The organism is Streptomyces rubellomurinus, from assembly GCF_000961885.1.
Lineage (GTDB): Bacteria > Actinomycetota > Actinomycetes > Streptomycetales > Streptomycetaceae > Kitasatospora > Kitasatospora rubellomurina.
The window spans coordinates 140,827-163,244 of record NZ_JZKH01000002.1 but is presented as its reverse complement, the minus strand read 5'-3'; the positions used below and the strand labels follow the sequence as shown (position 1 = coordinate 163,244).

The 22,418-nt window shown below is 73.5% G+C and carries 21 protein-coding genes and 1 pseudogene; 8 read left to right on the top strand and 14 right to left on the bottom strand.

What is annotated here, in order from left to right; genetic code table 11:
• Positions 1-21: 21 nt before the first annotated feature.
• A complete protein-coding gene (locus VM95_RS02025) occupies positions 22-1,140 on the top strand; it encodes a DUF2510 domain-containing protein (protein WP_045692200.1) in 1,119 nt (372 codons plus the stop codon).
• 17 nt (positions 1,141-1,157) lie between these two features.
• On the opposite strand, the gene VM95_RS02020 is transcribed toward VM95_RS02025, so the two are convergent.
• The 7 genes and pseudogenes from VM95_RS02020 to cobU form a co-directional block, all read right to left on the bottom strand.
• Positions 1,158-1,673: a DUF4240 domain-containing protein gene (locus tag VM95_RS02020; RefSeq protein ID WP_045692199.1), complete on the bottom strand. Its 516-nt coding sequence runs from the start codon at positions 1,671-1,673 to the stop codon at positions 1,158-1,160.
• A gap of 137 nt (positions 1,674-1,810) precedes the next feature.
• Positions 1,811-3,589 carry a 2-oxoglutarate dehydrogenase, E2 component, dihydrolipoamide succinyltransferase gene (sucB, locus tag VM95_RS02015; RefSeq protein WP_045692198.1) on the bottom strand — a complete coding sequence of 593 codons (1,779 nt, stop codon included), beginning with the start codon at positions 3,587-3,589 and terminating at the stop codon, positions 1,811-1,813.
• Between the two features lie 66 nt (positions 3,590-3,655).
• The gene (gene lpdA / locus VM95_RS02010) at positions 3,656-5,044 is read right to left on the bottom strand and encodes a dihydrolipoyl dehydrogenase (protein WP_045692197.1); all 1,389 of its coding nucleotides are present in this window, start codon (positions 5,042-5,044) and stop codon (positions 3,656-3,658) included.
• Between the two features lie 402 nt (positions 5,045-5,446).
• Complete coding sequence (locus VM95_RS02005) at positions 5,447-6,952, bottom strand: leucyl aminopeptidase (protein WP_045692196.1); 1,506 nt, start codon at positions 6,950-6,952, stop codon at positions 5,447-5,449.
• A 257-nt stretch (positions 6,953-7,209) separates the two neighbouring features.
• Positions 7,210-8,001 (bottom strand): adenosylcobinamide-GDP ribazoletransferase, encoded by a 792-nt coding sequence (locus VM95_RS02000; RefSeq protein ID WP_045692195.1) that lies wholly within the window; start codon positions 7,999-8,001, stop codon positions 7,210-7,212.
• 118 nt (positions 8,002-8,119) lie between these two features.
• Positions 8,120-9,244 carry a nicotinate-nucleotide--dimethylbenzimidazole phosphoribosyltransferase gene (locus VM95_RS01995; RefSeq protein WP_045692194.1) on the bottom strand — a complete coding sequence of 375 codons (1,125 nt, stop codon included), beginning with the start codon at positions 9,242-9,244 and terminating at the stop codon, positions 8,120-8,122.
• 11 nt (positions 9,245-9,255) lie between these two features.
• Positions 9,256-9,816, bottom strand: a pseudogene (gene cobU / locus VM95_RS01990) (bifunctional adenosylcobinamide kinase/adenosylcobinamide-phosphate guanylyltransferase); the annotation flags it as partial.
• Between the two features lie 136 nt (positions 9,817-9,952).
• On the opposite strand from cobU, the gene VM95_RS01985 reads away from it, so the two are divergent.
• A complete protein-coding gene (locus VM95_RS01985; RefSeq protein WP_045692193.1) occupies positions 9,953-10,153 on the top strand; it encodes a hypothetical protein in 201 nt (66 codons plus the stop codon).
• Positions 10,154-10,156: 3 nt separating this feature from the next.
• On the opposite strand, the gene VM95_RS01980 is transcribed toward VM95_RS01985, so the two are convergent.
• Together VM95_RS01980 and VM95_RS01975 are read right to left on the bottom strand one after the other, a co-directional pair.
• A complete protein-coding gene (locus VM95_RS01980; protein ID WP_244178585.1) occupies positions 10,157-10,897 on the bottom strand; it encodes a methyltransferase domain-containing protein in 741 nt (246 codons plus the stop codon).
• Positions 10,898-11,076: 179 nt separating this feature from the next.
• A complete protein-coding gene (locus VM95_RS01975; protein ID WP_063773433.1) occupies positions 11,077-11,676 on the bottom strand; it encodes a DUF3043 domain-containing protein in 600 nt (199 codons plus the stop codon).
• 301 nt (positions 11,677-11,977) lie between these two features.
• Between VM95_RS01975 and VM95_RS01970 the strand changes: the two genes are divergently transcribed.
• Complete coding sequence (locus VM95_RS01970; RefSeq protein WP_078859513.1) at positions 11,978-12,790, top strand: PspA/IM30 family protein; 813 nt, start codon at positions 11,978-11,980, stop codon at positions 12,788-12,790.
• Between the two features lie 32 nt (positions 12,791-12,822).
• The gene (pspAA, locus tag VM95_RS01965) at positions 12,823-13,116 is read left to right on the top strand and encodes a PspA-associated protein PspAA (protein ID WP_045692191.1); all 294 of its coding nucleotides are present in this window, start codon (positions 12,823-12,825) and stop codon (positions 13,114-13,116) included.
• Between the two features lie 109 nt (positions 13,117-13,225).
• Here the strand turns inward: pspAA and nadA are convergent, their stop codons facing one another.
• Positions 13,226-14,410 carry a quinolinate synthase NadA gene (gene nadA / locus VM95_RS01960; RefSeq protein ID WP_045692190.1) on the bottom strand — a complete coding sequence of 395 codons (1,185 nt, stop codon included), beginning with the start codon at positions 14,408-14,410 and terminating at the stop codon, positions 13,226-13,228.
• A gap of 307 nt (positions 14,411-14,717) precedes the next feature.
• On the opposite strand from nadA, the gene VM95_RS01955 reads away from it, so the two are divergent.
• Together VM95_RS01955 and VM95_RS01950 are read left to right on the top strand one after the other, a co-directional pair.
• On the top strand, positions 14,718-15,182 hold the full coding sequence (locus VM95_RS01955; protein ID WP_045692189.1) for an Lrp/AsnC family transcriptional regulator: 465 nt from the start codon (positions 14,718-14,720) through the stop codon (positions 15,180-15,182).
• A gap of 184 nt (positions 15,183-15,366) precedes the next feature.
• Positions 15,367-16,749, top strand: coding sequence for a pyridoxal phosphate-dependent decarboxylase family protein (locus tag VM95_RS01950; protein WP_107072826.1), 1,383 nt, complete (start codon positions 15,367-15,369; stop codon positions 16,747-16,749).
• Between the two features lie 69 nt (positions 16,750-16,818).
• Here the strand turns inward: VM95_RS01950 and VM95_RS01945 are convergent, their stop codons facing one another.
• The gene (locus VM95_RS01945; RefSeq protein WP_045692257.1) at positions 16,819-17,679 is read right to left on the bottom strand and encodes a GNAT family N-acetyltransferase; all 861 of its coding nucleotides are present in this window, start codon (positions 17,677-17,679) and stop codon (positions 16,819-16,821) included.
• A gap of 282 nt (positions 17,680-17,961) precedes the next feature.
• Between VM95_RS01945 and erpA the strand changes: the two genes are divergently transcribed.
• Entirely contained in the window at positions 17,962-18,315 is a 354-nt protein-coding gene (gene erpA / locus VM95_RS01940) for an iron-sulfur cluster insertion protein ErpA (RefSeq protein ID WP_045692187.1), read from the top strand.
• Positions 18,316-18,390: 75 nt separating this feature from the next.
• Here erpA and VM95_RS01935 read toward each other — a convergent pair whose 3' ends face one another.
• Positions 18,391-19,062: a hypothetical protein gene (locus VM95_RS01935; protein WP_157881968.1), complete on the bottom strand. Its 672-nt coding sequence runs from the start codon at positions 19,060-19,062 to the stop codon at positions 18,391-18,393.
• Positions 19,063-19,163: 101 nt separating this feature from the next.
• The gene (locus VM95_RS01930) at positions 19,164-19,376 is read right to left on the bottom strand and encodes a hypothetical protein (RefSeq protein WP_045692185.1); all 213 of its coding nucleotides are present in this window, start codon (positions 19,374-19,376) and stop codon (positions 19,164-19,166) included.
• Positions 19,377-19,669: 293 nt separating this feature from the next.
• Here VM95_RS01930 and VM95_RS01925 point away from each other — a divergent pair, with 293 nt between their 5' ends.
• The gene (locus VM95_RS01925) at positions 19,670-20,647 is read left to right on the top strand and encodes a carbohydrate kinase family protein (RefSeq protein WP_045692184.1); all 978 of its coding nucleotides are present in this window, start codon (positions 19,670-19,672) and stop codon (positions 20,645-20,647) included.
• Between the two features lie 13 nt (positions 20,648-20,660).
• Here VM95_RS01925 and VM95_RS01920 read toward each other — a convergent pair whose 3' ends face one another.
• A complete protein-coding gene (locus tag VM95_RS01920) occupies positions 20,661-22,184 on the bottom strand; it encodes a cysteine desulfurase/sulfurtransferase TusA family protein (protein WP_045692256.1) in 1,524 nt (507 codons plus the stop codon).
• Positions 22,185-22,418 lie beyond the last annotated feature (234 nt).

Below are 22,418 nucleotides of genomic sequence, written 5' to 3'. Positions count from 1 at the left end.
CGGGCCGGGTACCGTACGCCCGTGAGCAACTCGACGCCTCCCGGGTGGTACCCGGTCCCCGGTGCGGACGGCACCCCCGGTCTGGAGCGCTGGTGGGACGGCAACGCCTGGACCGGCGAGACCCGCCCGCTCCCGGACGGCGCCGCCCGGCTCGCGGACGCCCCGACCCAGGGCTGGCAGCCGCCCTCCCCACAGCCCGGCTACGGCTACGGCACCCCCCAACAGCCCGGCTACGGCTACCCGGGCGGCGCCCCGGCCCCGGCCCCCGGCTACGGCTACCCGGGCCAGGACGGCTACGGCTACCCCGGCCAGGACGGCTACGGCTACCCGGGCCAGGACGGCTACGGCTACCCGGGCCAGGAGCTCCAGGGCGCCGGCTACGGCTACCCCGGCCCGGGCCACCCGCAGCAGCAGCGCCCCGGCCGGACCAAGCCGGGCGTGATCGTCGCCATCTCCGTCGCCGTGCTCGCCGTCGGCGGGATCATCGCCGGCCTCGCGCTCAGCGGCGGCGGCGACGACACCCGGGCGGACCCGACCCCGAACCCCACGGCTACCACCCAGAGCACCGACCCCGGCCCCGGCCCGGCGCCGAAACCGACGCCGACGCCGACGCCGAAGCCGAGCCCGCCCAAGCCGGCACCCGCGCTCAAGTCCACGGTCCCGGACCCGCAGCACTCGATCACCATCCCGGTCTACGACGGCTGGGACGCGAACTCCGACTCCCCGCACTCCACCGTCTACCTCGGCACCGGCAGGTACACCTGCCCGACCGGCGGGGCCTGCATCCGCGGCCAGTTCTCGGTCGAGAAGGACGTCATCCAGGGCTCCTCGGCCAAGGCCGCCGCCGACGCCGCGATGCCCGCCTACGCCGAGCAGATCTTCACCGGGATCACCTCGCACACCGACGCCGGCTCCGACAACGTCAGCGTCGCCGGCGTGCGCGGCTACGCCGTCCGCTGGCACGTCCGGACCTCGGACGGCACCCAGGGCTACGTGCTGCTGGCCGCCGTCCAGGCCAAGGGCGGCGGCTACGTGGTCTTCGAGGGCGGCGTGGACGACGACCCGCAGGCGCCGGACCCGTCGGTGCTCGACCAGATCCTCAAGGGCGTCACCAAGGACGGCTCCGGCAGCGCCACCTGACGCGTCGACGCCCCGGCTCAGTACCCGTAGCGCTCCCACAGCTTGGGGAAGCGCTTCGCCATCACGTCCGGGTCCTCGAAGTCCAGCGCGGGCCCGGACGGCCGGGCCGGCTGCTGCCCGCCCACCTCGGGCAGCGGCAGGCCGGTGAGCCGCTCGTACGCCTCGTCGGCGGCGTAGCCGAGGTCCTCGGCCTCGCCGTCCTCCTCCTCGTCGAACTCGGGCAGCAGGTCCGCCAGGTCGTCCGGCTCGGCCAGCCCGCCCTCGAAGACCTCCCGGCCCTGGCCGATCAGCCAGCAGCGGAAGACGTCGAAGACCTCCTCGGACGCGCCGTCCAGCAGCAGGTGGGCGGCGCCCCACAGGTCGTTCCGGTAGGCGCGCTGGAACCGGGCCTCGAACAGCCGGGCGAAGTCGATCACATCGTCCGGAGTGAGCTGCACGAGCCGTTCCACCAGCAGGTCGGCCTGCTCGTCGGGATCGCCGTCGGCGCCGTCCCGGGTCTCGTCGATGATCTGCCAGAAGTCCGTCTCGTCCATCACCGCTCCAGCATCCCCGTTCGTCGGTCTCCGCGCATGCCACGACCCGGGCGGATGCCCGGGAACGGCGGAGCCCCGTGTCGTCCCGGGACGACACGGGGCTCCGCACGGCCGTCGTGTTCGACGGCCAATGGGCCTTACAGGCCGAGCTCGACCTCGAACTCGCCGGCCTCCAGGATCTCCTTGACCGCGACCAGGTAGCGGGCGGCGTCGGCGCCGTCCACCAGGCGGTGGTCGTAGGAGAGCGACAGGTAGGTCATGTCGCGGATGCCGATGGCGGTGCCGCCGTCGGCCTCGATGACGACCGGGCGCTTCACGGTGGCGCCGATGCCCAGGATGGCGACCTGGTTCGGCGGCACGATCACGGTGTCGAACAGCGCACCGCGCGAGCCGGTGTTGCTGATGGTGAAGGTGGCGCCGGACAGCTCGTCCGGGGTGATCTTGTTGCCGCGGACCTTGTCGGCCAGCTCGGCGGTCTTCTTCGAGATGCCGGCGATGTTGAGGTCGCCCGCACCCTTGATGACCGGGGTCATCAGACCCTTCTCCGAGTCCACCGCGATACCGATGTTCTCGGTGTCGAAGTAGGTGATGGTGCCCTCGGCCTCGTTGATCCGGGCGTTGATGACCGCGTGGGCCTTCAGCGCCTGGGCGGCGGCCTTGACGAAGAACGGCATCGGGGACAGCTTGACGCCCTCGCGGGCGAGGAAGGAGTCCTTGGCCTTGCCGCGCAGCGACATGATCTTGGTGACGTCCACCTCGACCACGCTGGTCAGCTGGGCCTGCTCGTGCAGGGCCTTCATCATGTTGTCGCCGATGACCTTGCGCATGCGGGTCATCTTGACCGTCTGGCCGCGCAGGGCGGACGGCGCGGCGGCGGCCTTCGGCGCGGCGGCCGGGGCGGCAGCGGCGACCGGGGCCGGGGCGGCCTTGGCGGCCTCCGCGGCGGCGATGACGTCCTGCTTGCGGATGCGGCCGCCGACGCCGGTGCCGGCGACGGAGGACAGCTCCACGCCGTGCTCGGCGGCGAGCTTGCGCACCAGCGGGGTGACGTAGGCGTCACCGGCGTCGGCCACCGGGGCGGCCGGGGCGACCGGAGCCGGAGCGGCAACGGGAGCCGGGGCAGCGACCGGAGCCGGAGCCGGAGCCGGAGCGGCGACCGGGGCGGCCGGGGCGGCGGCGACCGGAGCCGGAGCGGCAACGGGGGCCGGGGCAGCGGCCGGAGCCGGAGCGGCAACGGGGGCCGGGGCAGCGGCCGGAGCCGGGGCGGCAGCCGGGGCCGGGGCGGCGGCGACGGCACCGGCGGCACCGATCAGCGCGAGCTGGGCGCCGACCTCGGCGGTCTCGTCCTCGCCGACCAGGATCTTCACCAGCGTACCGGCGACCGGCGACGGGATCTCGGTGTCGACCTTGTCGGTGGAGACCTCGAGCAGCGGCTCGTCGACCTCGACCGTCTCACCCTCGGCCTTCAGCCAGCGGGTGACGGTGCCCTCGGTGACCGACTCGCCCAGCGCGGGCAGCAGCACCGGGGTGGCGTCGCCGGCCGGGGCGGCCGGAGCGGCGGCGGCCGGAGCGGCAGCCGGGGCCTCGGCGACCGGAGCCGGAGCGGCGACCGGGGCAGCCGGGGCGGCGGCGGGCGCGGCCTCGGCGGCCGGGGCGGCAGCGGCGACCGGAGCACCGGAGCCGTCGTCGATGATCGCCAGCTCGGCGCCGACCTCGACGGTCTCGTCCTCGCCGACCTTGATCGAGGCCAGGATGCCGGAAGCCGGGGCCGGGATCTCGGTGTCGACCTTGTCGGTCGAGACCTCGAGCAGCGGCTCGTCGACCTCGACACGCTCACCCTCGGCCTTCAGCCAGCGGGTGACGGTGCCCTCGGAAACGCTCTCGCCCAGCGCGGGCAGTGTTACTGAGACCGCCATGGTTTCAGCGACTCCTATCAAGTCTTGCGTACGGGAAGTACTGGAAAAGGGGGGTGGTGGGCGCGATCAGTCGTGCGCGTGCAGCGGCTTGCCGGCCAGCGCCAGGTGCGCCTCGCCCAGGGCCTCGGACTGGGTCGGGTGCGCGTGGATCAGCTGCGCGACCTCGGCCGGGAGGGCCTCCCAGTTGTAGATCAGCTGGGCTTCGCCGACCTGCTCGCCCATGCGGGCGCCGACCATGTGGACGCCGACCACGGCGCCGTCCTTGACCTGGACGAGCTTGATCTCGCCGGCGGTCTTCAGGATCTTGCTCTTGCCGTTGCCGGCCAGGTTGTACTTCAGGGTGACGACCTTCTCCTTGCCGTACAGCTCGACGGCCTTGGCCTCGGAGATGCCCACGGAGGCCACCTCGGGGTTGGAGTAGGTCACGCGCGGGACGCCGTCGTAGTCGATCGGCATCGGCTTGAGGCCGGCCAGGCGCTCGGCGACCAGGATGCCCTCGGCGAAGCCGACGTGGGCGAGCTGCAGGGTCGGGGCGAGGTCGCCGACGGCCGAGATGGTGGGCACGTTGGTGCGCATGTACTCGTCGACCAGGACGTAGCCGCGGTCCATCGCGACGCCGTTCTCCTCGTAGCCGAGGCCGGCCGAGACCGGGCCGCGGCCGATGGCGACGAGCAGCAGGTCGGCGTCGATCTGCTTGCCGTTCTCGGTGGAGACGCGGACACCGGTCTCGGTGTACTCGACGCCGGAGAAGCGGGCCTTCAGCTCGAACTTGATGCCGCGCTTGCGGAACGCGCGCTCCAGCAGCTTGGAGGAGTTCTCGTCCTCCAGCGGGACGAGGTGCGGCAGCGCCTCGACGATGGTGACCTCGACGCCGAAGGACTTCCAGACCGAGGCGAACTCGACGCCGATGACGCCGCCGCCCAGGATGACGGCCGACTTCGGGATCCGGTCGAGCTTGAGGGCGTGGTCCGAGGAGATCACGCGGTTGCCGTCGATCTCCAGGCCGGGGATCGAGCGCGGCACCGAACCGGTGGCCAGGACGATGTGGCGGCCTTCGATGCGCTGGCCGTTGACGTCCACCGAGGTCTGCGAGGAGAGCTTGCCCTCGCCCTGGACGAAGGTCACCTTGCGCGAGGCCACCAGGCCCTGCAGGCCCTTGTACAGGCCGGCGATGACGTCGTCCTTGTACTTGTGGACGCCGTTGATGTCGATGCCCTGGAAGGTGGCCAGCACGCCGAACTCGGCGGCCTCCTTCGTCTCGTCCGCGATCTCGGCGGCGTGCAGCAGGGCCTTGGTCGGGATGCAGCCGCGGTGCAGGCAGGTGCCGCCGAGCTCACCCTTCTCGACCAGGGCGACGCTCAGACCCAGCTGAGCGGCGCGGAGCGCCGCGGCGTAACCGCCGCTTCCGCCTCCGAGAATGACTACGTCGAAAACGGTGCTGGCGTCGTTCGCCACGTCACGTCCTCCATGCAATGGGGTGGGTCGCCGGGCCGGTCGCGGTCCGGTGGGTCGGAAGCCTTTGTGGGGCGCCCAGTCGTGCCGGAAATACATCTTCGCACTTGTTCGCGGTGGCTGATGTCCGGGTCTGCCCCGGAGGCGTCCCACAGAGTGGTCACCGGGGCGGTGACACCCCCTGGCGAAGGGCATCATCCCAGCTCAACGCGGTGTTGACAGCCGCCGGACGGGCGTCTTCCGCACCGCCCGGCGGGGGCTCTTCCGCACTGTGGAACAAAGTTTCGCCCGCAGCGAACAGGGGTGCGCGCCACATTCGCGTCCTACTCGCAGGTAACCCGCCGGAGAGCACGAAACGGGGCCCGGCGCGCAGTGCGCCGGGCCCCGTCGTGGAGCGCTACCGGATCAGGCCTTGCCGTTGGCGGCCGTCTGCTCGGCGAAGCGGACCAGGGTGCGCACCGCGCTCGCGGTGCCGCCCTTCGGGGTGTAGCCGTACGGCGCGCCCTCGTGGAACGCCGGGCCGGCGATGTCCAGGTGCGCCCAGTCGATGCCCTCGGCCACGAACTCCTTCAGGAACAGGCCGGCCACCAGGCCGCCGCCCATCCGCTCGCCCATGTTGGCCAGGTCGGCGATGGTCGAGTCGGTCATGCCCTTGCGCAGGTCGGCCGGCAGCGGCATCGGCCAGGACTGCTCGCCGACCTCGCCCGCCAGGGCGTGCAGGGTGTCGCGCAGCTCGTCGTCGTTGGCCATCACGCCGAAGGTGCGGTTGCCCAGGGCCAGCACCATGGCGCCGGTCAGGGTCGCCACGTCGACGATGACGTCCGGCTGCTCCTCGCCGGCCTTCACGATCGCGTCGGCCAGCACCAGGCGGCCCTCGGCGTCCGTGTTCAGCACCTCGACGGTCTTGCCGCCGTACATCCGCAGCACGTCGCCGGGGCGGGTGGCGGAGCCGGACGGCATGTTCTCGGCCAGCGCGAGCCAGGCGGTCACGTTGACGGTCAGGCCCAGGCGCTTGGCGGCGACCACGGCGGCGAACACGGCGGCGGCGCCGGCCATGTCGCACTTCATGGTCTCGTTGTGGCCGGCCGGCTTCAGCGAGATGCCGCCCGAGTCGTAGGTGATGCCCTTGCCGACGAAGGCCAGCGTGGCCTTCGCCTTCGGGTGGGTGTAGGCCACCTTCACCAGCCGCGGCGGGTTGACCGAGCCGGTGCCGACGCCCAGCAGGCCGCCGAAGCCGCCCTTGGTCAGCGCCTTCTCGTCCAGCACCTCGACCTTGAGGCCGTGCTCCTTGCCGGCCGCCTGGGCGATCGCGGCGAAGCTCTTCGGGTTCAGGTCGTTCGGCGCGGTGTTGACCAGGTCGCGGGCGCGGTTCATCTCCTCGCCGAGCGCGGTGGCGCGCTCGACGGCCGCCTTGGCGTCCTTGCTGCCCTTGCGGGCGGTCAGCAGGACCAGCTCGCCGACCGGCTCCTTGCCGTTGCCCTCGCCCTTGTAGGCGCCGAAGGCGTACGAGCCGAGCAGACCGCCCAGCGCCAGCGCCTCGATCTCCTCGGCGGACTCGGCCGGCAGGGCCAGCGCGGCCTTCTTGGTGCCGGCCAGGGTGCGGGCGGCGACACCGGCGGCGCGGCGCAGCGCCTCCAGCTCGTAACCGGACTCGGCGGCCTCGCCGAGGCCGACCGCGAGCACGAGCGCGGCCTTCAGGCCGGCGGCGGAGGGCACCTTGACGGTCTCGCCCTCGGCGCCGGTGGCGCCCAGGGTGCCGAGGACCTCGGCCAGCTTGCCCTCGAACGCCTCGTTCACGGCCTCGGCGCCCGGGGCCAGCACGATGCCCTTGGGGCCCTTGGCGACACCGACCACCAGGGCGTCCGCGCGCAGTGAGGCGGCGGAGGAGGTGCTCACAGACAATGCAGTCACGTAATGCGTCCTGTTCTTTCGCGGTCCACGGCCGGTCGCGGCGAGGCTGCCGCACCGGCGCAGCCCGCCGTCGCAGGCCGGTCCGCCGGCGCGCCTCCGGGTCCGGGCCCCCTGGCGCGCGCGTCCGCCGTCGCGGCCGCGCACACCAGAGGCCCCGGCTCCGCGGTACGGGCCGGACGGGCAGGACCTGCCACGGTGCAGGGCTGCGGTGCTCCACGCATGGTAGTCCGCATGGTGGGATCACGCGCCGCCCGGTGTCAGCCGAGCAACGCCAAGGCGAACAGGGTGCCCGTCGCGGCCGTCTCCGCCATCGCGCCGAGCACGTCCCCGGTGATTCCGCCGAGGCGCCGGACACACCGGCTGAGCAGCAGTCGGGCACCGCCGACGCCGAGCGCAACGGCCGCGGGCAGGCGCAGGGCTGACCATCCGTCGAACAGTCCGAGCAGCGCCAGGGCCAGGGCCGTGCCGCCGGTCGCGGCGAGCGCCGCGGCCGGGGTCACCGTGCTCGCCACCATCGCGCCGAGCCCGCCCGGCCGGGCGGCCGGCACCGACCGCAGGCAGCCCCAGGCGAGCGCGCAGCGGGCGGCGGCCGCCGAGGCCAGCACGGCGAGCGCGCCGCGCAGCGTCGAGTGCCCGAACTGCCCGGCCAGCGCGGCGACCTGGGCCAGCAGCACCAGGAGCAGGGTCAGCACGCCGAACGGTCCGATGTCGGACTGCTTCATGATCCGCAGGGCGTCCTCGGCCGGCTTGCCGCTGCCCAGCCCGTCCGCGACGTCCGCGAGGCCGTCCAGGTGCAGCCCCCGGGTCAGCGCGGCGAGCACGCCGACCGCGGCCACCGCGCCGAGCGGTCCGCCGGCCCGCCAGGCGGTGAACGCCCCGGCGCCGGCCGCGATCGCGCCCAGCGCCAGCCCCACCAGCGGCGCCGCCGCCATCGCCCGGGCGCCCGCCGCGCGGTCCCAGCGGTCGACCCGTACCCGCAGCACCGACAGCGTCCCGAACGCGAACCGCAACCCCTCGGCCCAGTCGGCCCGTTCCCGCTCGTCCGGCATCGGCCCTGCTCCTCCTACGTGTGCAACGAGAAACCCCGCGCCCGCTGAGCGGGCGCGGGGAAGGCCGGAGCCCGTTCCCGAAGTCGGGCCGATGGCGCGGCAGTCGGGTGGGTCGTGGCTACAGCCGCCGGAGCAGGTCCGCCGCGGAGGGCAGTTGCGGCTGCGGCTTCGGCTCCTTCGGCGCCCGCGGCGCGTACGGCTCCGGCGCCTCGTCCGCCAGGGTGTCCCCGGCGGCCTGCAGCAGCGGCAGCGCCAGCAGCGCGCCGACGCCCTCGCCCATGGTGATGCCCTGGTCCTGCAGCGGGGTCAGGGTCAGCCGGTCGTACGCCTTGGCCTGCGCGGGCTCACCGCTGGGCTGCCCGGCCCGCCACCACTCCGGCGCCCGGAAGGCGATCCGCTGGGCGACCAGCGCGCAGGCGGCCGAGACGACGCCGTCCAGCACCACCGGCAGGCGGCGGGCGGCGGCCTGCAGCAGGAAGCCGGTGATGGCGGCGAAGTCGGCGCCGCCGGTGGTGCCGAGCAGCGCCAGCTGGTCGCCGAGCACCGGACGGGCCCGCCGCAGCGCGTCGCGGATGGTGGCGCACTTGACCATCCACACCCGGTCGTCGATGCCGGAGCCGCGCCCGCACACCGCGGCCGCGTCCGTCCCGCACAGCGCGCCGACCAGCACGCCGGCCACCGTGGTGGAGCCGACCCCGAGGTCGCCGAGCAGCACCAGGTCGGTGCCGGCGTCGGCCTCCTCGTCGGCGACGGCCATGCCGGCCCGGAACGCCCGGACGGTCTCCGCGGGGGTGAGCGCGTCCTCGACGTCGATCCGGCCGGAGCCGCGGCGGACGCGGTGCGCGGTCACCTCCTCCGGGAAGTCGGCGGGGTCGGCGTCGACCGCGACGTCGACCACCCGCACCTCGGCGCCGTAGCGCGCGGCCAGCCGGGCGACCGGCGCGCTGCCGTCCAGCACCGCCCGCACCCGTGCCGCGGTGCCGCCCTCGGCGGGCAGCCGGGAGACCCCGAGCGATGCCACGCCGTGGTCACCGGCGAACAGCACCACCTTGGGGGCCGTCACCGGCCGCACCGGGGAGCGCCCCTGCACGGACGACAGCCAGCTGCCCAGCTCCTCCAGCTTCCCGAGCCCGCCGCGCGGCCGGTCGGCCGCCTGCCAGCGTTCGTCGGCGGCCCGCCGGGCGCTCTCGTCGGGGCGCTCGACGAGCGAGGAGAACGTATCGAGATCCACGGTCGTGTCCATCGGTCGGAAGGCTACACGCCACAGGTATTCGGGCTCGGCTTGACCGTCAGAACCTGCCCCGCGACGACCAGCAGCACGCGCTCCGAGGCGTCCGCGACGGCCATGTTGAGCCGGCCCAGGGTGTCCCGGAAGCGCCGCCCGGCGGCGGTCGCCGGGACGACGCCCATGCCGACCTCGTTGCTGACCGCCACCACCGTGCGCCCGGTGGCCGCCCAGGCCCGGGCCAGCGACTCGCAGCGCCGCTGCACCGCCGCCTCGCCGCCGTCCGCCCACACCCCGTCGTCCCAGGCGCCGCACTCGTCCATGACGGCGGTGAGCCACAGAGCCAGGCAGTCGACCAGCACCGGCGCCGGGTCGGCGGTGTCGGCGAGGACGGCCTCCAGCTCGCAGGTCTCCGCGGTGCGCCAGCTCGCCGGCCGCCGCTCCCGGTGCAGGGCGACCCGCTGGGCCCACTCGGCGTCGCCGTCCCGGGTGCCGCCGGTGGCCACGTACAGGACGTCGGGGTGCTCGGCCAGCAGCTGCTCGGCGCGGGTGGACTTGCCGGACCGGGCGCCGCCGAGCAGCAGCGTGCGGGGGAGCGGGAGATGCGTCGCCATGGCGTCCATCCTGCCCGACCAGGCATACGGAAGATCCGGGCGGGCAGGCTATGGTGCGCAGCACACGCGGCAGTGCACAGGGCAACGCGGCGTCAGGGGCGAAGGAGCCGACATGGTCTGGACGTGGCGGTACGAGAAGGCGGACGGCAGTGTGGTGGCGCCGGCCGGCGGCCAGGAGGAGTTCGCCGGTCAGGGCGACGCCGAGACCTGGATCGGGGAGACCTGGAAGCAGCTCGCGGAGGACGGCGTGGACAACGCCGTGCTGCTGGAGGACGACCGGGTCGTCTACTCGATGAGCCTGCACGAGGCCTGAGCCCTATTTGGCTCCGACCACGTGCAGCAGCGCCGCGACCTGCCGGTACGGGTCGGTGCGGGCGGCCCGGTCCTCGGCCTCGAGCAGCTGGGCCAGCTGCCGCCCGTCCACCGGCGGCGCGGCGTCGTCGGGCGCGTTGTCGGTGAAGACGCGGACGCCGTACCAGTGCCGCAGCGGCACCGACACCTCGGAGAGGGTGACGGTGAGGTCGGCGAGCCGGTCGGCGCGGGCGGCCAGCCCGAGCCGGTTGTAGTACCGGTCGCTCTCGAAGGCGTGCAGGGCGGCCCGCCAGTCCCCGGCGGCGGCGGGCCGCAGCGCGAGCGCGTCGCGGTTGCGGACCAGCAGCGAGAGCAGCCCGCCGGGAGCCAGCAGCCGGGCCAGCGAGGCGATCATCGGGTCCGGGTCGGGCAGGTACATCAGGACGCCGTGGCAGAGCACCACGTCGAAGCTGCGCGGGCCGAACCAGCGCCCGCACTGGTGGCCGTCGCCGCTGAGCAGCTGCAGCCGGCCGCGCACCTCGGGCGGCTCCTCGGCGAGCGCGCCCTGGGCGACGCCGAGGGCGACCGGATCGGAGTCGATGCCGGTGACGTAGTGGCCGGCCCGGGCCAGCCGGAGCGCCTGGGTGCCCTGGCCGCAGCCGATGTCGAGGACGCGCTGGGCGTGCCGTCCGGCCAGCTGTTCGGCGAGCTGCCGGGCGACCAGCTCCTGGCGGACGAAGTTGCGCAGTCCGCCGAGCCGCTCCAGCCAGGCGCCGGTGCCGCCGGCGAAGGAGCCGCTGCGGGAGGGCAGCCGGCGCTCCTGGCCGATCCGGTCGTGGCCGCCGTCGCCCTGCCCGGGGAGCGTGCCGCCCTGCCCGGGAACGGCGTAGAGGCCGGGCCCCTCCCAGTGCGGCGGGGCCCAGCCGGAGTCCACCGGTTCGGCGGTCAGGGCTTCTCCCCGCGCCCCACCTGCGGCTTGGGCAGGCGCAGGCGGCGCATCTGCAGGGTGCGCATGATGCCGTAGGCGACCACGCCGCGGGTGTTCTCGTTCGGGAAGCGCTCGGCGAGCTGCTTGCGCAGGCCGAAGCCGAGGCGGACGAAGTCCAGGATCACGAACACGAAGAACAGCAGGAACAGCAGCGTGGACAGCAGCTGCACGTTGGAGATCTTGATGATGCTCATCACCAGGATGACCACGGCGGCCGGCAGGAAGAACTCGGCGAGCGACCAGCGGGCGTCCACGTAGTCGCGGGCGAACTTGCGCACCGGGCCCTTGTCGCGGGCCGGCAGGTGGCGCTCGTCGCCGTCCATCAGGGCCTGGCGCTGCTTCTCGCGCTCGACGCGCATCCGCTCGCGGGCCTGCTTGGCGGCCTCCTTGCGGTCCTTGGGCACCGTCACCCGGGTGCGGCGGCTGGCCTCGGCCTCGCTGCGCTTGGGGGTGGGGCGGCCCTTCTTGGCCTCCGGGTGGCGGGACTGCGGCGTCTCGTCCTGCTTCTCCAGCACGGAGGAGGAGGCGGCGGCATCATCTGAACGGCGTCGGAACACAACACCAGCGTACGGGGTGCGGAGGAGCTTCCACCGGTCCCCTCGGATCCGAACCCGTATCGATATCCGGCTCCGCGGCCGCGGCGGGGTTTCCCGGCCCCTTCCCGTAGGGGATCAGTCGGATGGACGATGGGGGGGATGAGCGGCAGATCCACCCGGGGGATGAGGAACTGCCGTCGATGCCTGTAGCAGTCTTGTTGCAGGCAGGTGCACTGCGGCGACGGGCTCGCTGCACATACACTCGTCGTGTCTGGTAACGAGATTTAATACCGCAGGCCGGAGAAGGGGGCACCCGAGGCCCATGAGCGACGGAATCATGAAGCGTATGGGGCTGATCTTCCGCTCCAAGGCGAACAAGGCCTTGGACCGGGCGGAAGACCCGCGTGAGACGCTCGACTACTCCTACCAGAAGCAGCTCGAGCTGCTGCAGAAGGTACGGCGTGGCGTCGCGGACGTCGCGACCTCGCGCAAGCGCCTGGAACTCCAGCTGACCCAGCTCCAGCAGCAGTCGGCGAAGTACGAGGACCAGGGCCGCAAGGCGCTCTCCCTCGGCCGTGAGGACCTGGCCCGCGAGGCGTTGACCCGCAAGGCCAACATGCAGTCCCAGATCAACGACCTGGAGACGCAGTACCAGCAGCTGCAGGCCGAGGAGGAGAAGCTCACGCTCGCCTCCCAGCGGCTGCAGGCCAAGGTGGACGCCTTCCGCACCAAGAAGGAGACCATCAAGGCGACCTACACGGCCGCCCAGGCACAGACCCGGATCGCCGAGTCCTTCTCGGGCATCTCCGAGGAGATGGGCGACGTCGGCCTGGCCATCCAGCGGGCCGAGGACAAGACCGCCCAGATGCAGGCCCGGGCGGGCGCGATCGACGAGCTGCTGGCCTCCGGCGCGCTCGACGACGCCAGCGGTCTCGGCCGCAAGGACGACATCGAGGCGGAGCTGGAGCGCGTCGCCGGCGGCTCCGACGTCGAGCTGGAGCTGGCCCGGATGAAGGCCGAGCTGGGCGGCGGCCCGTCCTCCGGCCCGGCCGCGATCGAGCAGGGCAAGCCCCAGCAGGCGCCGCAGGACGCGCACCCGCAGGACACCCCGCGGATCAACTACAACAAGGGCTGAGCCCCACCCCACGGACCAGGGAGACGCACGGCATGATCATGAGGGTCATGGGCGAGGGGCAGTTCGAGGTGGGGGAGGACCACCTCAACCTGCTCAACCAGCTCGACGCCGACCTCGTCACGGCGGTGGAGTCGGGCGACGAGGAGCTGTTCCGGCAGGCCTACGGCAAGCTGCTGGGCGCGGTGAAGCAGTACGGCACCCCGGTGCCGCTGGATTCGCTGGAGCCGTCCGAGCTGATCCTGCCGAGCGCGGACGCGACCATCGAAGAGGTCCGCGAGCTGCTGATGGCCGACGGAGAGGGTGTGATCCCGGGCTTCCCGGAGTAGCACCCAGGCTCGCTGCCAGACGAACGGGCGGGCCCCCTCCCACGCGGAGGGGGCCCGCCCGTTCGCCGTTGCTCGCCCGTTCGCCCGCTCGGCCTCCGGGCGTTCGCGCCTACGGCAGGGCGAGCATCCGGTCCAGCGCCGCCTTGGCGTACTTCTCGGTCTCCGGGTCGACGGTGATCACGTTCGGCACCCGGCCCTCGACCAGCGACTCCAGCGCCCAGACCAGGTGCGGCAGGTCGATCCGGTTCATGGTCGAGCAGAAGCAGACCGTGCGGTCGAGGAAGACGATCTCCTTGTCCGGGTGCGCCTTGGCCAGGCGGCGGACGAGGTTCAGCTCGGTGCCGATGGCCCACTTGGAGCCGGGCTCGGCGGCGTCGAGGGCCTTGATGATGTACTCGGTCGAGCCCACCATGTCGGCGGCCGCGACGACCTCGTGCTTGCACTCGGGGTGCACCAGGACGGTCACGCCGGGGATGCGCTCGCGGACGTCGTTCACCGAGTCCAGGCTGAACCGGCCGTGCACCGAGCAGTGGCCGCGCCAGAGGATCATCTTGGCGTCCCGCAGCTGCTCGGCGGTCAGGCCGCCGCCCGGCTTGTGCGGGTTGTAGACCACGCAGTCGTCGAGCGAGAGGCCCAGGTCGCGCACGGCGGTGTTGCGGCCGAGGTGCTGGTCGGGCAGGAAGAGCACCTTCTGGCCCTGCTCGAACGCCCACTCCAGGGCGCGCTGGGCGTTGGAGGAGGTGCAGATGGTGCCGCCGTGCCGGCCGGTGAAGGCCTTGATGTCGGCGGAGGAGTTCATGTACGAGACCGGGACGGTGACGTCGGCTATGCCGGCGTCGGTCAGCACGTCCCAGCACTCGGCGACCTGCTCGGCGGTGGCCATGTCGGCCATCGAGCAGCCGGCCGCGAGGTCCGGCAGGACGACCTGCTGCTTCTCGCTGGTGAGGATGTCCGCGGACTCGGCCATGAAGTGCACGCCGCAGAAGACGATGAACTCGGCCTCGGGGCGGGCCGCCGCGTCGCGCGCGAGCTTGAAGGAGTCGCCGGTGACGTCGGCGAACTCGATCACCTCGTCGCGCTGGTAGTGGTGGCCGAGGACGAAGACGCGCTCGCCGAGCGCGGCCTTGGCCGCCCGGGCGCGCTCGACGAGGTTCGGGTCCGAGGCCGGGGGGAGGTCACCGGGGCACTCGACGCCGCGCTCGCTGTTCGGGTCGGCCTCCCGGCCGAGCAGGAGCAGGGCGAGCGGCGTCGGGGTGGGGTCTACGCCGTGGGGCTCGGTGATGGTGGTGGTCACGGGCGGGTGCCCTTCTGTGCGGCCGATCTAGCGGTGGGGCCTTTTCGTCTAACTGACGCTATCTATTCTAACCGCTTAGCGTCAGAGTGACGATGGCCATCCTGTCGATGTGACGAGAACCGCTCTCGTCCCCGTGTCCCGTCCCGGTTCCGTCCGACCGGTGAGCCGGACGTCGCCCGACCGTCATCTGCCAGCGGTGGACTCGCTCCTGGCATCCGCCAGAATGGGTGGCGAACCGTTTCGGCAGTGCCGCCCGCAGCCGCGACGCCCCGCCGACCCCCCGCACGACCCGTGGAGCCCCGCACCGATGACCAGCAGCCGAGCGCACGAGGTGGTCGGGGCCGACCTGGACGAGACCGACCGGCTCCTGCTCGCCCGGCTCGGCAGCGACGGCCGCGCCTCGTACGCCGAGATCGGCCTGCAGGTGAACCTCTCCGCCACCGCCGTGCGCCGCCGGATCGACCGGCTGCGCGCCCGCGGCGTGGTCCGGGGCTTCACCGTGGTGCTCGACCCGGCCGTGCTCGGCTGGCAGACCGAGGCCTTCGTCGAGGTCTACTGCCGCGAGCGCACCGCCCCCGAGGAGATCCTGGCCAGCCTGCGCCAGTTCCCCGAGGTCGTCGCCGCCTGGACGGTCACCGGCGACCCGGACGCCCTGGTGCACCTGCGGGCGGCCGACATGCGCCACCTGGAAGCCGTCATCGAGCGCATCCGGCGCGAGCCCGGCGTGCAGCGCAGCCGCTCCTCCGTGGTCCTCTCCCAGCTGATCGGGTGACCTGTCCGGCCCACGCAGGAATCCTGCGCGGACCCGCCCGAAGACGCCCGAAACCTGCCTGACCAGCCGCGTTCCGACGCGCGGCGAAGCGCCCTCGCTGCCTACGCTGATCACGTCCGGCCAACGCGGTGAGTCGTCCCGCAGACCGGATCCCCCCGACACCCCACAGCCGAGAGGGACAGCCGTGTCCGCAGCACCCGACCGCATGCACCGGCCCGACAACGACCTGGTCGACCTGGTTTTCGACTACATGCGGGAGCGGCTGCAGTACGACCCCGTCCCGCTCGACCACCCCGGTGACGGCGAGCACCTGCGTGCCCAGCTGGCCGGCCTGCTCAACCAGGACGGCAACAACCCGGCCGACGTGCTCAAGCTGTACGACCACGAGCTGTCCCGCGCGGTCATCTCCGCCGACAGCCCGCGCTACCTGTCCTTCATCCCGTGCGCCCCCACCAAGGCCGCGCTGCTGTTCGACATGGTCGTCTCCTGCGCCTCGCTGCAGGGCATCTCCTGGCTGGAGGCGGCCGGCGCGATCGCCGCCGAGAACCAGGTGCTGCGCCTGATCGCCGACCGCGCGGGCCTGCCGCAGACGGCCGGCGGCTGCTTCGTCTCCGGCGGCTCCGCGGGCAACCTGTCCGCCCTCGTCGTCGCCCGCGACACCGCCCGCCGCAAGCTCGCCGAGGACGGTCGACCCAGTGGGCCGGAGGCGCGGCTGCGGATAGCCGTCGCCGACCAGGTGCACTCCTCGGTCAAGAACACCTTCAACATCATCGGCGTCGAGGCCTTCAAGGTCCCGACCGTGAACCGGCGCTTCACCGGCGAGGCCCTGCGCGCCGCCCTGGCCGCCGACCCGAACCCCGAGACCGTGATCGCCGTCGTCGGCACCGCCGGCACCACCAACGAGGGCATCGTCGACGACCTGGCCGGCCTCGCCGAGGTCGCCCGCGAGCGCGACCTGTGGTTCCACGTGGACGGCGCCTACGGCGGCGCCGGCCTGTTCGCCCCCTCGGTGCGCGAGCGCTACAACGGCATCGAGCACGCCGACTCCTTCGTCGTCGACCCGCACAAGTGGCTGTTCGCCCCCTTCGACTGCGCCGCGCTGATCTACCGCAACCCGCAGCTCGCCCGCGCCGTGCACACCCAGGACGCCTCCTACCTGGACGTCCTGCACACCGAGGGCGACGAGTGGAACCCCACCGACTACGCCTACCACCTGACCCGGCGCGCCCGCGGCCTGCCGCTCTGGTTCTCGCTCGCCGTCCACGGCGTCCAGGCCTACACCGACGCCATCGAGACCGGTCTGCGGCTGGCCCGGGACACCGCCCAGCTGATCCGCGACACCGAGCACCTGGAGCTGCTGTTCGACCCGCAGCTGTCGGCCGTCTGCTTCAAGCGCACGGGCTGGACCAACGACGACTACTACCGCTGGTCGCAGCAGCTGCTCGCGGACCAGATCGGCTTCGTCACCCCCACCGGCTGGGACGGCGAGACGGTCGCCCGCTTCGCCTTCCTGCACCCGGGCACCACCATGGAGATGGTCCGGGAGATCCTGGACACCATGGCCTGATCCGCATCCGCGGACCCCGTACGGCCCCACCGGCGCTGCCCGGTGGGGCCGTACCCGGTTCCGAAGGCCCTAGAGGAACGCGCCGTTCGGCAGGTACGGCGTCGGCGGCCGCATGCCGCGCACCCCGACGAACCCCCGGGTCTCCGGGGTCAGCCCGACCTCCAGCCCGACGTCCAGCGCCCACTCCTGCTCGGCGGTCAGGTACTCCACCCGCGCCTGCGCACCGTCCGGCACCCGGGCCAGCGCCTCGCGCAGCAGCCGGGCGGCGATCCGCTTGCTGGTGGCCGCCAGCAGCCGGACGGCGCCGCCGTCCCGGTAGCAGTAGCCGCTGCCGGCCAGTGCGTCCGCGACCAGCAGCTCCTCGAAGTGCCCGAGCATCAGCTCGTGGTCCGGACCGTGCGCGGAGCCGCGCAGCCGCCGGTCCACCGAGTCCAGCAGGTGCAGGTGGGTGGCGTTGCCCCGGTGCACCGGGATGTCCCCGGGGTCGATCAGCCCCTCCCGGTCCACCCGCCCGGTCAACCGCATCGCCGGGTGCAGGGTGAAGCCCGCCAGCCGGTAGCGGCGGGCCGCCGCCGGGGCGGACGCGGCGCAGACCATCCCCCGCAGGCAGCCCCCCGCGTGCGCCGCCGCCCGTTCCAGCAGCAGCCGTCCGACGCCCCGGCCCTGCGCGGACGGCCGGACGGCGAACAGCGAGGGCATCCACAGGCCCTCCCGGCGCAGCGACAGCACCACCCCGACCGGCTCCCCGTCGACCACGGCCAGCCAGCAGCCCCCGGGATCGGTGCGCGCCAGGTGTCTGGTCCGGGCCAGCTGCAGCGGGGTCGGCCGCGGCGGGGCGGCGTCGGCGGCGGGCTCGGCGAACGCGGCGCAGGACAGCTCCTGGACGGCCTCCGCGTCCGCGGCGGTGTCCCTGACCGGGCGAAGGATCATGGTGACCATCCTGGCAACCGCCGGGCCGCCCCGGGGCCCGTTCACCGGGATCGGGAGCCGCGCCGGGAGCCGCGTCGGCAGCCGGATCGGGAACGGGGGCGGTGCCCGGTTCCGCCGGGTTGTGCGAGCATGGGTGGCGTAGGGGACACGGGTGATTCGCCCGGCCCACGGAAAACCGCCGCCGACAGGCCACCGAAAAACGTCCGCCGCCCGGGAAATGAAACCGGACGGCCGTTGGTTGGCACTGGCGGCAGACCGTCGTCAAAGACCGGGAGAAAGCAGATGACCGTCCAGGACGAGACCACCGTCGAGAGTGGCATCCTCCTCACCGATGCCGCCGCGGCCAAGGTCAAGAGCCTGCTGGAGCAGGAGGGCCGCGAGGACCTCGCGCTGCGCGTCGCCGTCCAGCCCGGTGGCTGCTCCGGCCTGCGTTACCAGCTGTTCTTCGACGAGCGCTCGCTCGACGGCGACGTGATCAAGGACTTCAACGGTGTCAAGGTCGTCACCGACCGGATGAGCGCCCCGTACCTGGGCGGCGCCACCGTCGACTTCGTCGACACCATCGAGAAGCAGGGCTTCACCATCGACAACCCGAACGCCACGGGCTCCTGCGCCTGCGGCGACTCCTTCAGCTAAGCCTGGAGCGAGCGGAGAAGGCGGCCCCGGGATCATCCCGGGGCCGCCTTCCGCGTTCCGGCGCTCCGGCCGCCGCTACTGCGCGGCGCCGTCCGGGCCGACCGGGTCCGGCCCGGCGTGCGGGTCGCCCTCCAGCGGCACGTCCTGGCCGCTCGGCTGGTCGGTCACCGTCCGCCCGGCCAGCGGCGCGCGCAGATCCGCGGAGACGGACTGCCGCTTGGCCAGCGCGTTGCAGACCTGGCCCGGCTGGGTGGTCGGCGGGCCCGGCACGACCTGCACGTTCACCCGGCCCTGCGGCGACTCGTCCACCTTGAGCGCGTACTTGGTGCAGACCCCGCCGAAGAAGTAGACGGTCAGCTTGTTGCTGCCGTCCATCCGGTAGCCGACCGCCGGGCGCGCCGGGGCGCCGCCGGTGCCGTTCGGGTTGGGCTCACCGGGGGCGATCCCGTTGACCGGGGGAGTGGCCCCGGGCGCCGGCTGCCCCGGCGGGGGCGAGGCCGGCGTGGGGGTGAACCCGGTCGGCGGCTGGGCCGGCTGGCCGGTCGCCCCCGCGGACGGGCTGCCGGAGGCGGTCGGCGCCTGCGGGGAGGCGCTCGCGGACGCGGACGTCGCGGAGGCACTGCTGCTCGCCGAGTCCGAACTCTTGCCGTCCCCGTTGCAGCCGGCCACCGTCACCACTGCCGCCAGCGCCAGACCCGCCAGGGCCACGGCCCGCCGACGGCGTCGGGGCATCGTCTCCAGATCCATCTGCACATCCTCCCGAGGGCTCAGCGGCGCCGCTCCTCGGCCGCTCCGCGCGGATCTGACGTGCCCCGGGCGAATCCGGTTCCCACCCGTTCCCGGCCGGCTCAGAAGCCGTACTCGGCCATCCCCGCCACCAGCCGCTGCGCGTCGGACGGCACCCGGACCAGCCCGGCCGGTGCCGGGGCGGCGGCGGGCTGCGGACCGTCCGCCAGCAGCGGCCAGAACCGGCGCAGCCGGCGCGAGTTGTCCACCAGCGCGTCCATCGTGTAGTCCATGTCGGCGCGCAGCGAGGGCAGCGGGGAATGATCGGTCATCATCGGGCATCGCTCCGATTCCAGGGCCGCGGCGACACTGCCCCGGCCGGCGGCGGGGCCCGCCGGTGCGGCGGGGCTCCCCTGGGCCGACCCTAGGCCGGGGTGCGGACCGCCACCAGTGCTACCCGGAGGTAGTACACGTTCGATGCCGAGGGGTGCCACGATGGCACTGCGGGCCACCGGAGGCCGGGCGGCGACAGAGGCGCTCTTGCCGATGCCCGCACCCGGCCCGGTACCGTGTGTGGGTTCGTCCATGCCTGCCCGCTGGCCATGCCGCCACCCTGAGGAGACCTTCCGTGCGTATCGCCGTCGCCGGCTCGATCGCCACCGATCACCTGATGACGTTCCCCGGCCGGTTCGCCGACCAGCTCGTCGCCGAGCAGCTGCACACCGTCTCGCTGTCCTTCCTGGTCGACACCCTGGACATCCGCCGGGGCGGCGTCGCGCCGAACATCGCCTTCGGCATGGGTGTGCTGGGCCTGCGCCCGATCCTGGTCGGTGCGGCCGGCGCGGACTTCGCCGAGTACCGCAGCTGGCTGGAGCGCAACAACGTGGACTGCGACTCCGTCCACATCTCCGAGACCCGGCACACCGCCCGCTTCATGTGCACCACCGACGAGGACCACAACCAGATCGCCTCGTTCTACACCGGTGCCATGGCCGAGGCCCGCAGCATCGAGCTGAAGCCGATCGCCGACCGGGTGGGCGGCCTCGACCTCGTCCTGATCGGTGCCGACGACCCGCAGGGCATGGTCCGCCACACCCAGGAGTGCCGCACCCGCGGCTACGCCTTCGCCGCCGACCCCTCCCAGCAGCTGGCCCGCCTGGAGGGCGACGACATCCGCGACATCGTCGACGGCGCCGCGTACCTGTTCACCAACGAGTACGAGGCCGCGCTGATCGAGAGCAAGACCGGCTGGGACGCCGACGAGCTGCTCGGCCGGGTCGGCACCCGGATCACCACCCTCGGCAGCAAGGGCGTGCGGATCGAGCGCAAGGGCGAGGCCCCGATCCTGGTCGGCTGCGCCAAGGAGGAGGCCAAGGTCGACCCGACCGGCGTCGGCGACGCCTTCCGGGCCGGCTTCCTGGCCGGCCTGTCCTGGAACCTCGAACTGGAGCGCGCCGCCCAGCTCGGCTGCATGCTCGCCACCCTGGTGATCGAGACCGTCGGCACCCAGGAGTACGAGCTGCGCCCGACCGCCTTCCTGGCGCGCTTCGAGGCGGCCTACGGCGCCGAGGCCACCGCGGACGTCCGCGCCCACCTGGTCAAGTAGCGGCCCGCTCCGCTCAGGAGCGACGCACCACGAGGTAGGCCGAGCCCCGGTCGCCGCCGTAGTCGGCGGCCGGGGCCTCGCCCGCGTACTCCTGCTCGCGCATCTCGCACCAGGCCGGGACGTCCAGCCGGGCCGCCTCGTCGTCCGCGAGCACGGCGACCGTGCCGCCCACCGGCACCTCGCCGATCCGCTTCGCCAGCTCGATCACCGGCAGCGGGCAGCGCTTGCCGAGCGCGTCGATCACTGTGACTCGCGCGCTCGCCTCCGGGCGCTCTGACCCGGCGCCGACACTCGTCGCTCCGGCGCTCCCTCCTTCGTCGGTCGCTTGTCGCTCCTCGCTTTCGGCACCGGCGCGCCCTTCGGCTCGGGGCGGGGAGGTCTCCGCCACCGGCTCGGCCTTCGGCGCCGGCAGGTCCAGCCCGAGCGGGGCCCGGACGCCCGCCACCAGTTCGGGCAGCACGGCGAGGAAGCGCTCCACGTCCGCCTCGGCCGTCCCGTACGGCAGCGAGACCCGTACGTTGCCCTCGGTGAGCACCCCCATGGCGGCCAGCACGTGGCTCGGCGTCAGCGTGGACGAGGTGCAGGACGAGCCGGAGGAGACCGCGAAGCCGGCCCGGTCCAGCTCGGTGAGCAGCACCTCGCCGTCCACGTACAGGCAGGAGAAGGTGACCAGGTGCGGCAGCCGCCGGACGGGGTCGCCGACCACCTCGACCTCGGGCACCAGCTGCGGCACCCGGGCCCGGATCCGCTCCACCAGTTCGTGCAGCCGGGCGTTCTCCCGCTCGGCCTCGGCCCGGACGGCCCGGAGGGCGGCGGCCGCGGCGACGATCGCCGGGACGTTGACGAAGCCGGGCACCCGCCCGCCCTCGCGCTCGTCGGCCGGCAGCGGCGAGGCGTACCGGACGCCCTTGCGCACCGCCAGGATCCCGACGCCGGGCGGCCCGCCCCACTTGTGCGCGCTCGCGGTCAGCAGCGACCACCCGGCCGGGACGTCCATCCGCCCGGCGCTCTGCGCCGCGTCCACCAGCAGCGGCACGCCCGCCTCGGCGCACCGGGCGGCGACCTCGCCGACCGGCTGGACGGTCCCCACCTCGTGGTTGGCGCTCTGCAGCGCGGCCAGCGCGGTGTCCGGGCGCAGCAGCGCGGCGAAGGCCGCCGGGTCCACCCGGCCGGCGCGGTCCACCGGGGCGACCGTCACCTCGCCGCCGGCGGCCGCGTGGCGCTCGGCGACGTGCAGCACGCTGGAGTGCTCGACGGCGGAGTGCAGCAGGTGGCCGCCGCGGCGCCGGTTGCCGGAGAGCGCGCCCAGCAGGCCGAGTTGGACGGCCTGGGTCCCGCTCGCGGTGAAGGAGACCTCGTCCGCGCGGGTGCCGAGCACGGCGGCGACCGTCTCGCGGGCGGCGTCGAGCAGCATCCGGGCCTGCCGGCCGGAGCGGTACAGCCGGGCCGGGTCGGCCCAGCCCTCGTCCAGGGCGGCGGTCAGCGCCTGCCGGGCGACGGGGTGCAGGGGGGCCGTCGAAGCCACGTCGAAGTACACGGTCACATTTAACGACACACCCGGGGTCGGAGAACGGCGGGGAATTCCCGTGGCTCCGTCTCACCGGCCGTCAGTCGATCATCCCGAATGTCCGGTTCGTCCGCGTCCGACGAGCCGTCACCCGTGTTGTTCGAGGTCATCCCCCGATCGGGCGTACGGACCTCGAATGCCTACGATGACCTGCGGCGCAGTGCTTGCCGGGCCTGATCGGGCGACCGGGCGGCGCGTTACCGG

Excerpts from the sequence above, each read along its gene's own strand:
- VM95_RS02020 (WP_045692199.1), bottom strand. The coding sequence starts at position 1,673 with ATGGACGAGACGGACTTCTGGCAGATCATCGACGAGACCCGGGACGGC.
- sucB (WP_045692198.1), bottom strand. The coding sequence starts at position 3,589 with ATGGCGGTCTCAGTAACACTGCCCGCGCTGGGCGAGAGCGTTTCCGAG.
- VM95_RS02000 (WP_045692195.1), bottom strand. The coding sequence starts at position 8,001 with ATGCCGGACGAGCGGGAACGGGCCGACTGGGCCGAGGGGTTGCGGTTC.
- VM95_RS01995 (WP_045692194.1), bottom strand. The coding sequence starts at position 9,244 with ATGGACACGACCGTGGATCTCGATACGTTCTCCTCGCTCGTCGAGCGC.
- VM95_RS01985 (WP_045692193.1), top strand. The coding sequence starts at position 9,953 with ATGGTCTGGACGTGGCGGTACGAGAAGGCGGACGGCAGTGTGGTGGCG.
- VM95_RS01970 (WP_078859513.1), top strand. The coding sequence starts at position 11,978 with ATGAGCGACGGAATCATGAAGCGTATGGGGCTGATCTTCCGCTCCAAG.
- pspAA (WP_045692191.1), top strand. The coding sequence starts at position 12,823 with ATGATCATGAGGGTCATGGGCGAGGGGCAGTTCGAGGTGGGGGAGGAC.
- VM95_RS01955 (WP_045692189.1), top strand. The coding sequence starts at position 14,718 with ATGACCAGCAGCCGAGCGCACGAGGTGGTCGGGGCCGACCTGGACGAG.
- VM95_RS01945 (WP_045692257.1), bottom strand. The coding sequence starts at position 17,679 with ATGATCCTTCGCCCGGTCAGGGACACCGCCGCGGACGCGGAGGCCGTC.
- erpA (WP_045692187.1), top strand. The coding sequence starts at position 17,962 with ATGACCGTCCAGGACGAGACCACCGTCGAGAGTGGCATCCTCCTCACC.
- VM95_RS01935 (WP_157881968.1), bottom strand. The coding sequence starts at position 19,062 with ATGGATCTGGAGACGATGCCCCGACGCCGTCGGCGGGCCGTGGCCCTG.
- VM95_RS01930 (WP_045692185.1), bottom strand. The coding sequence starts at position 19,376 with ATGATGACCGATCATTCCCCGCTGCCCTCGCTGCGCGCCGACATGGAC.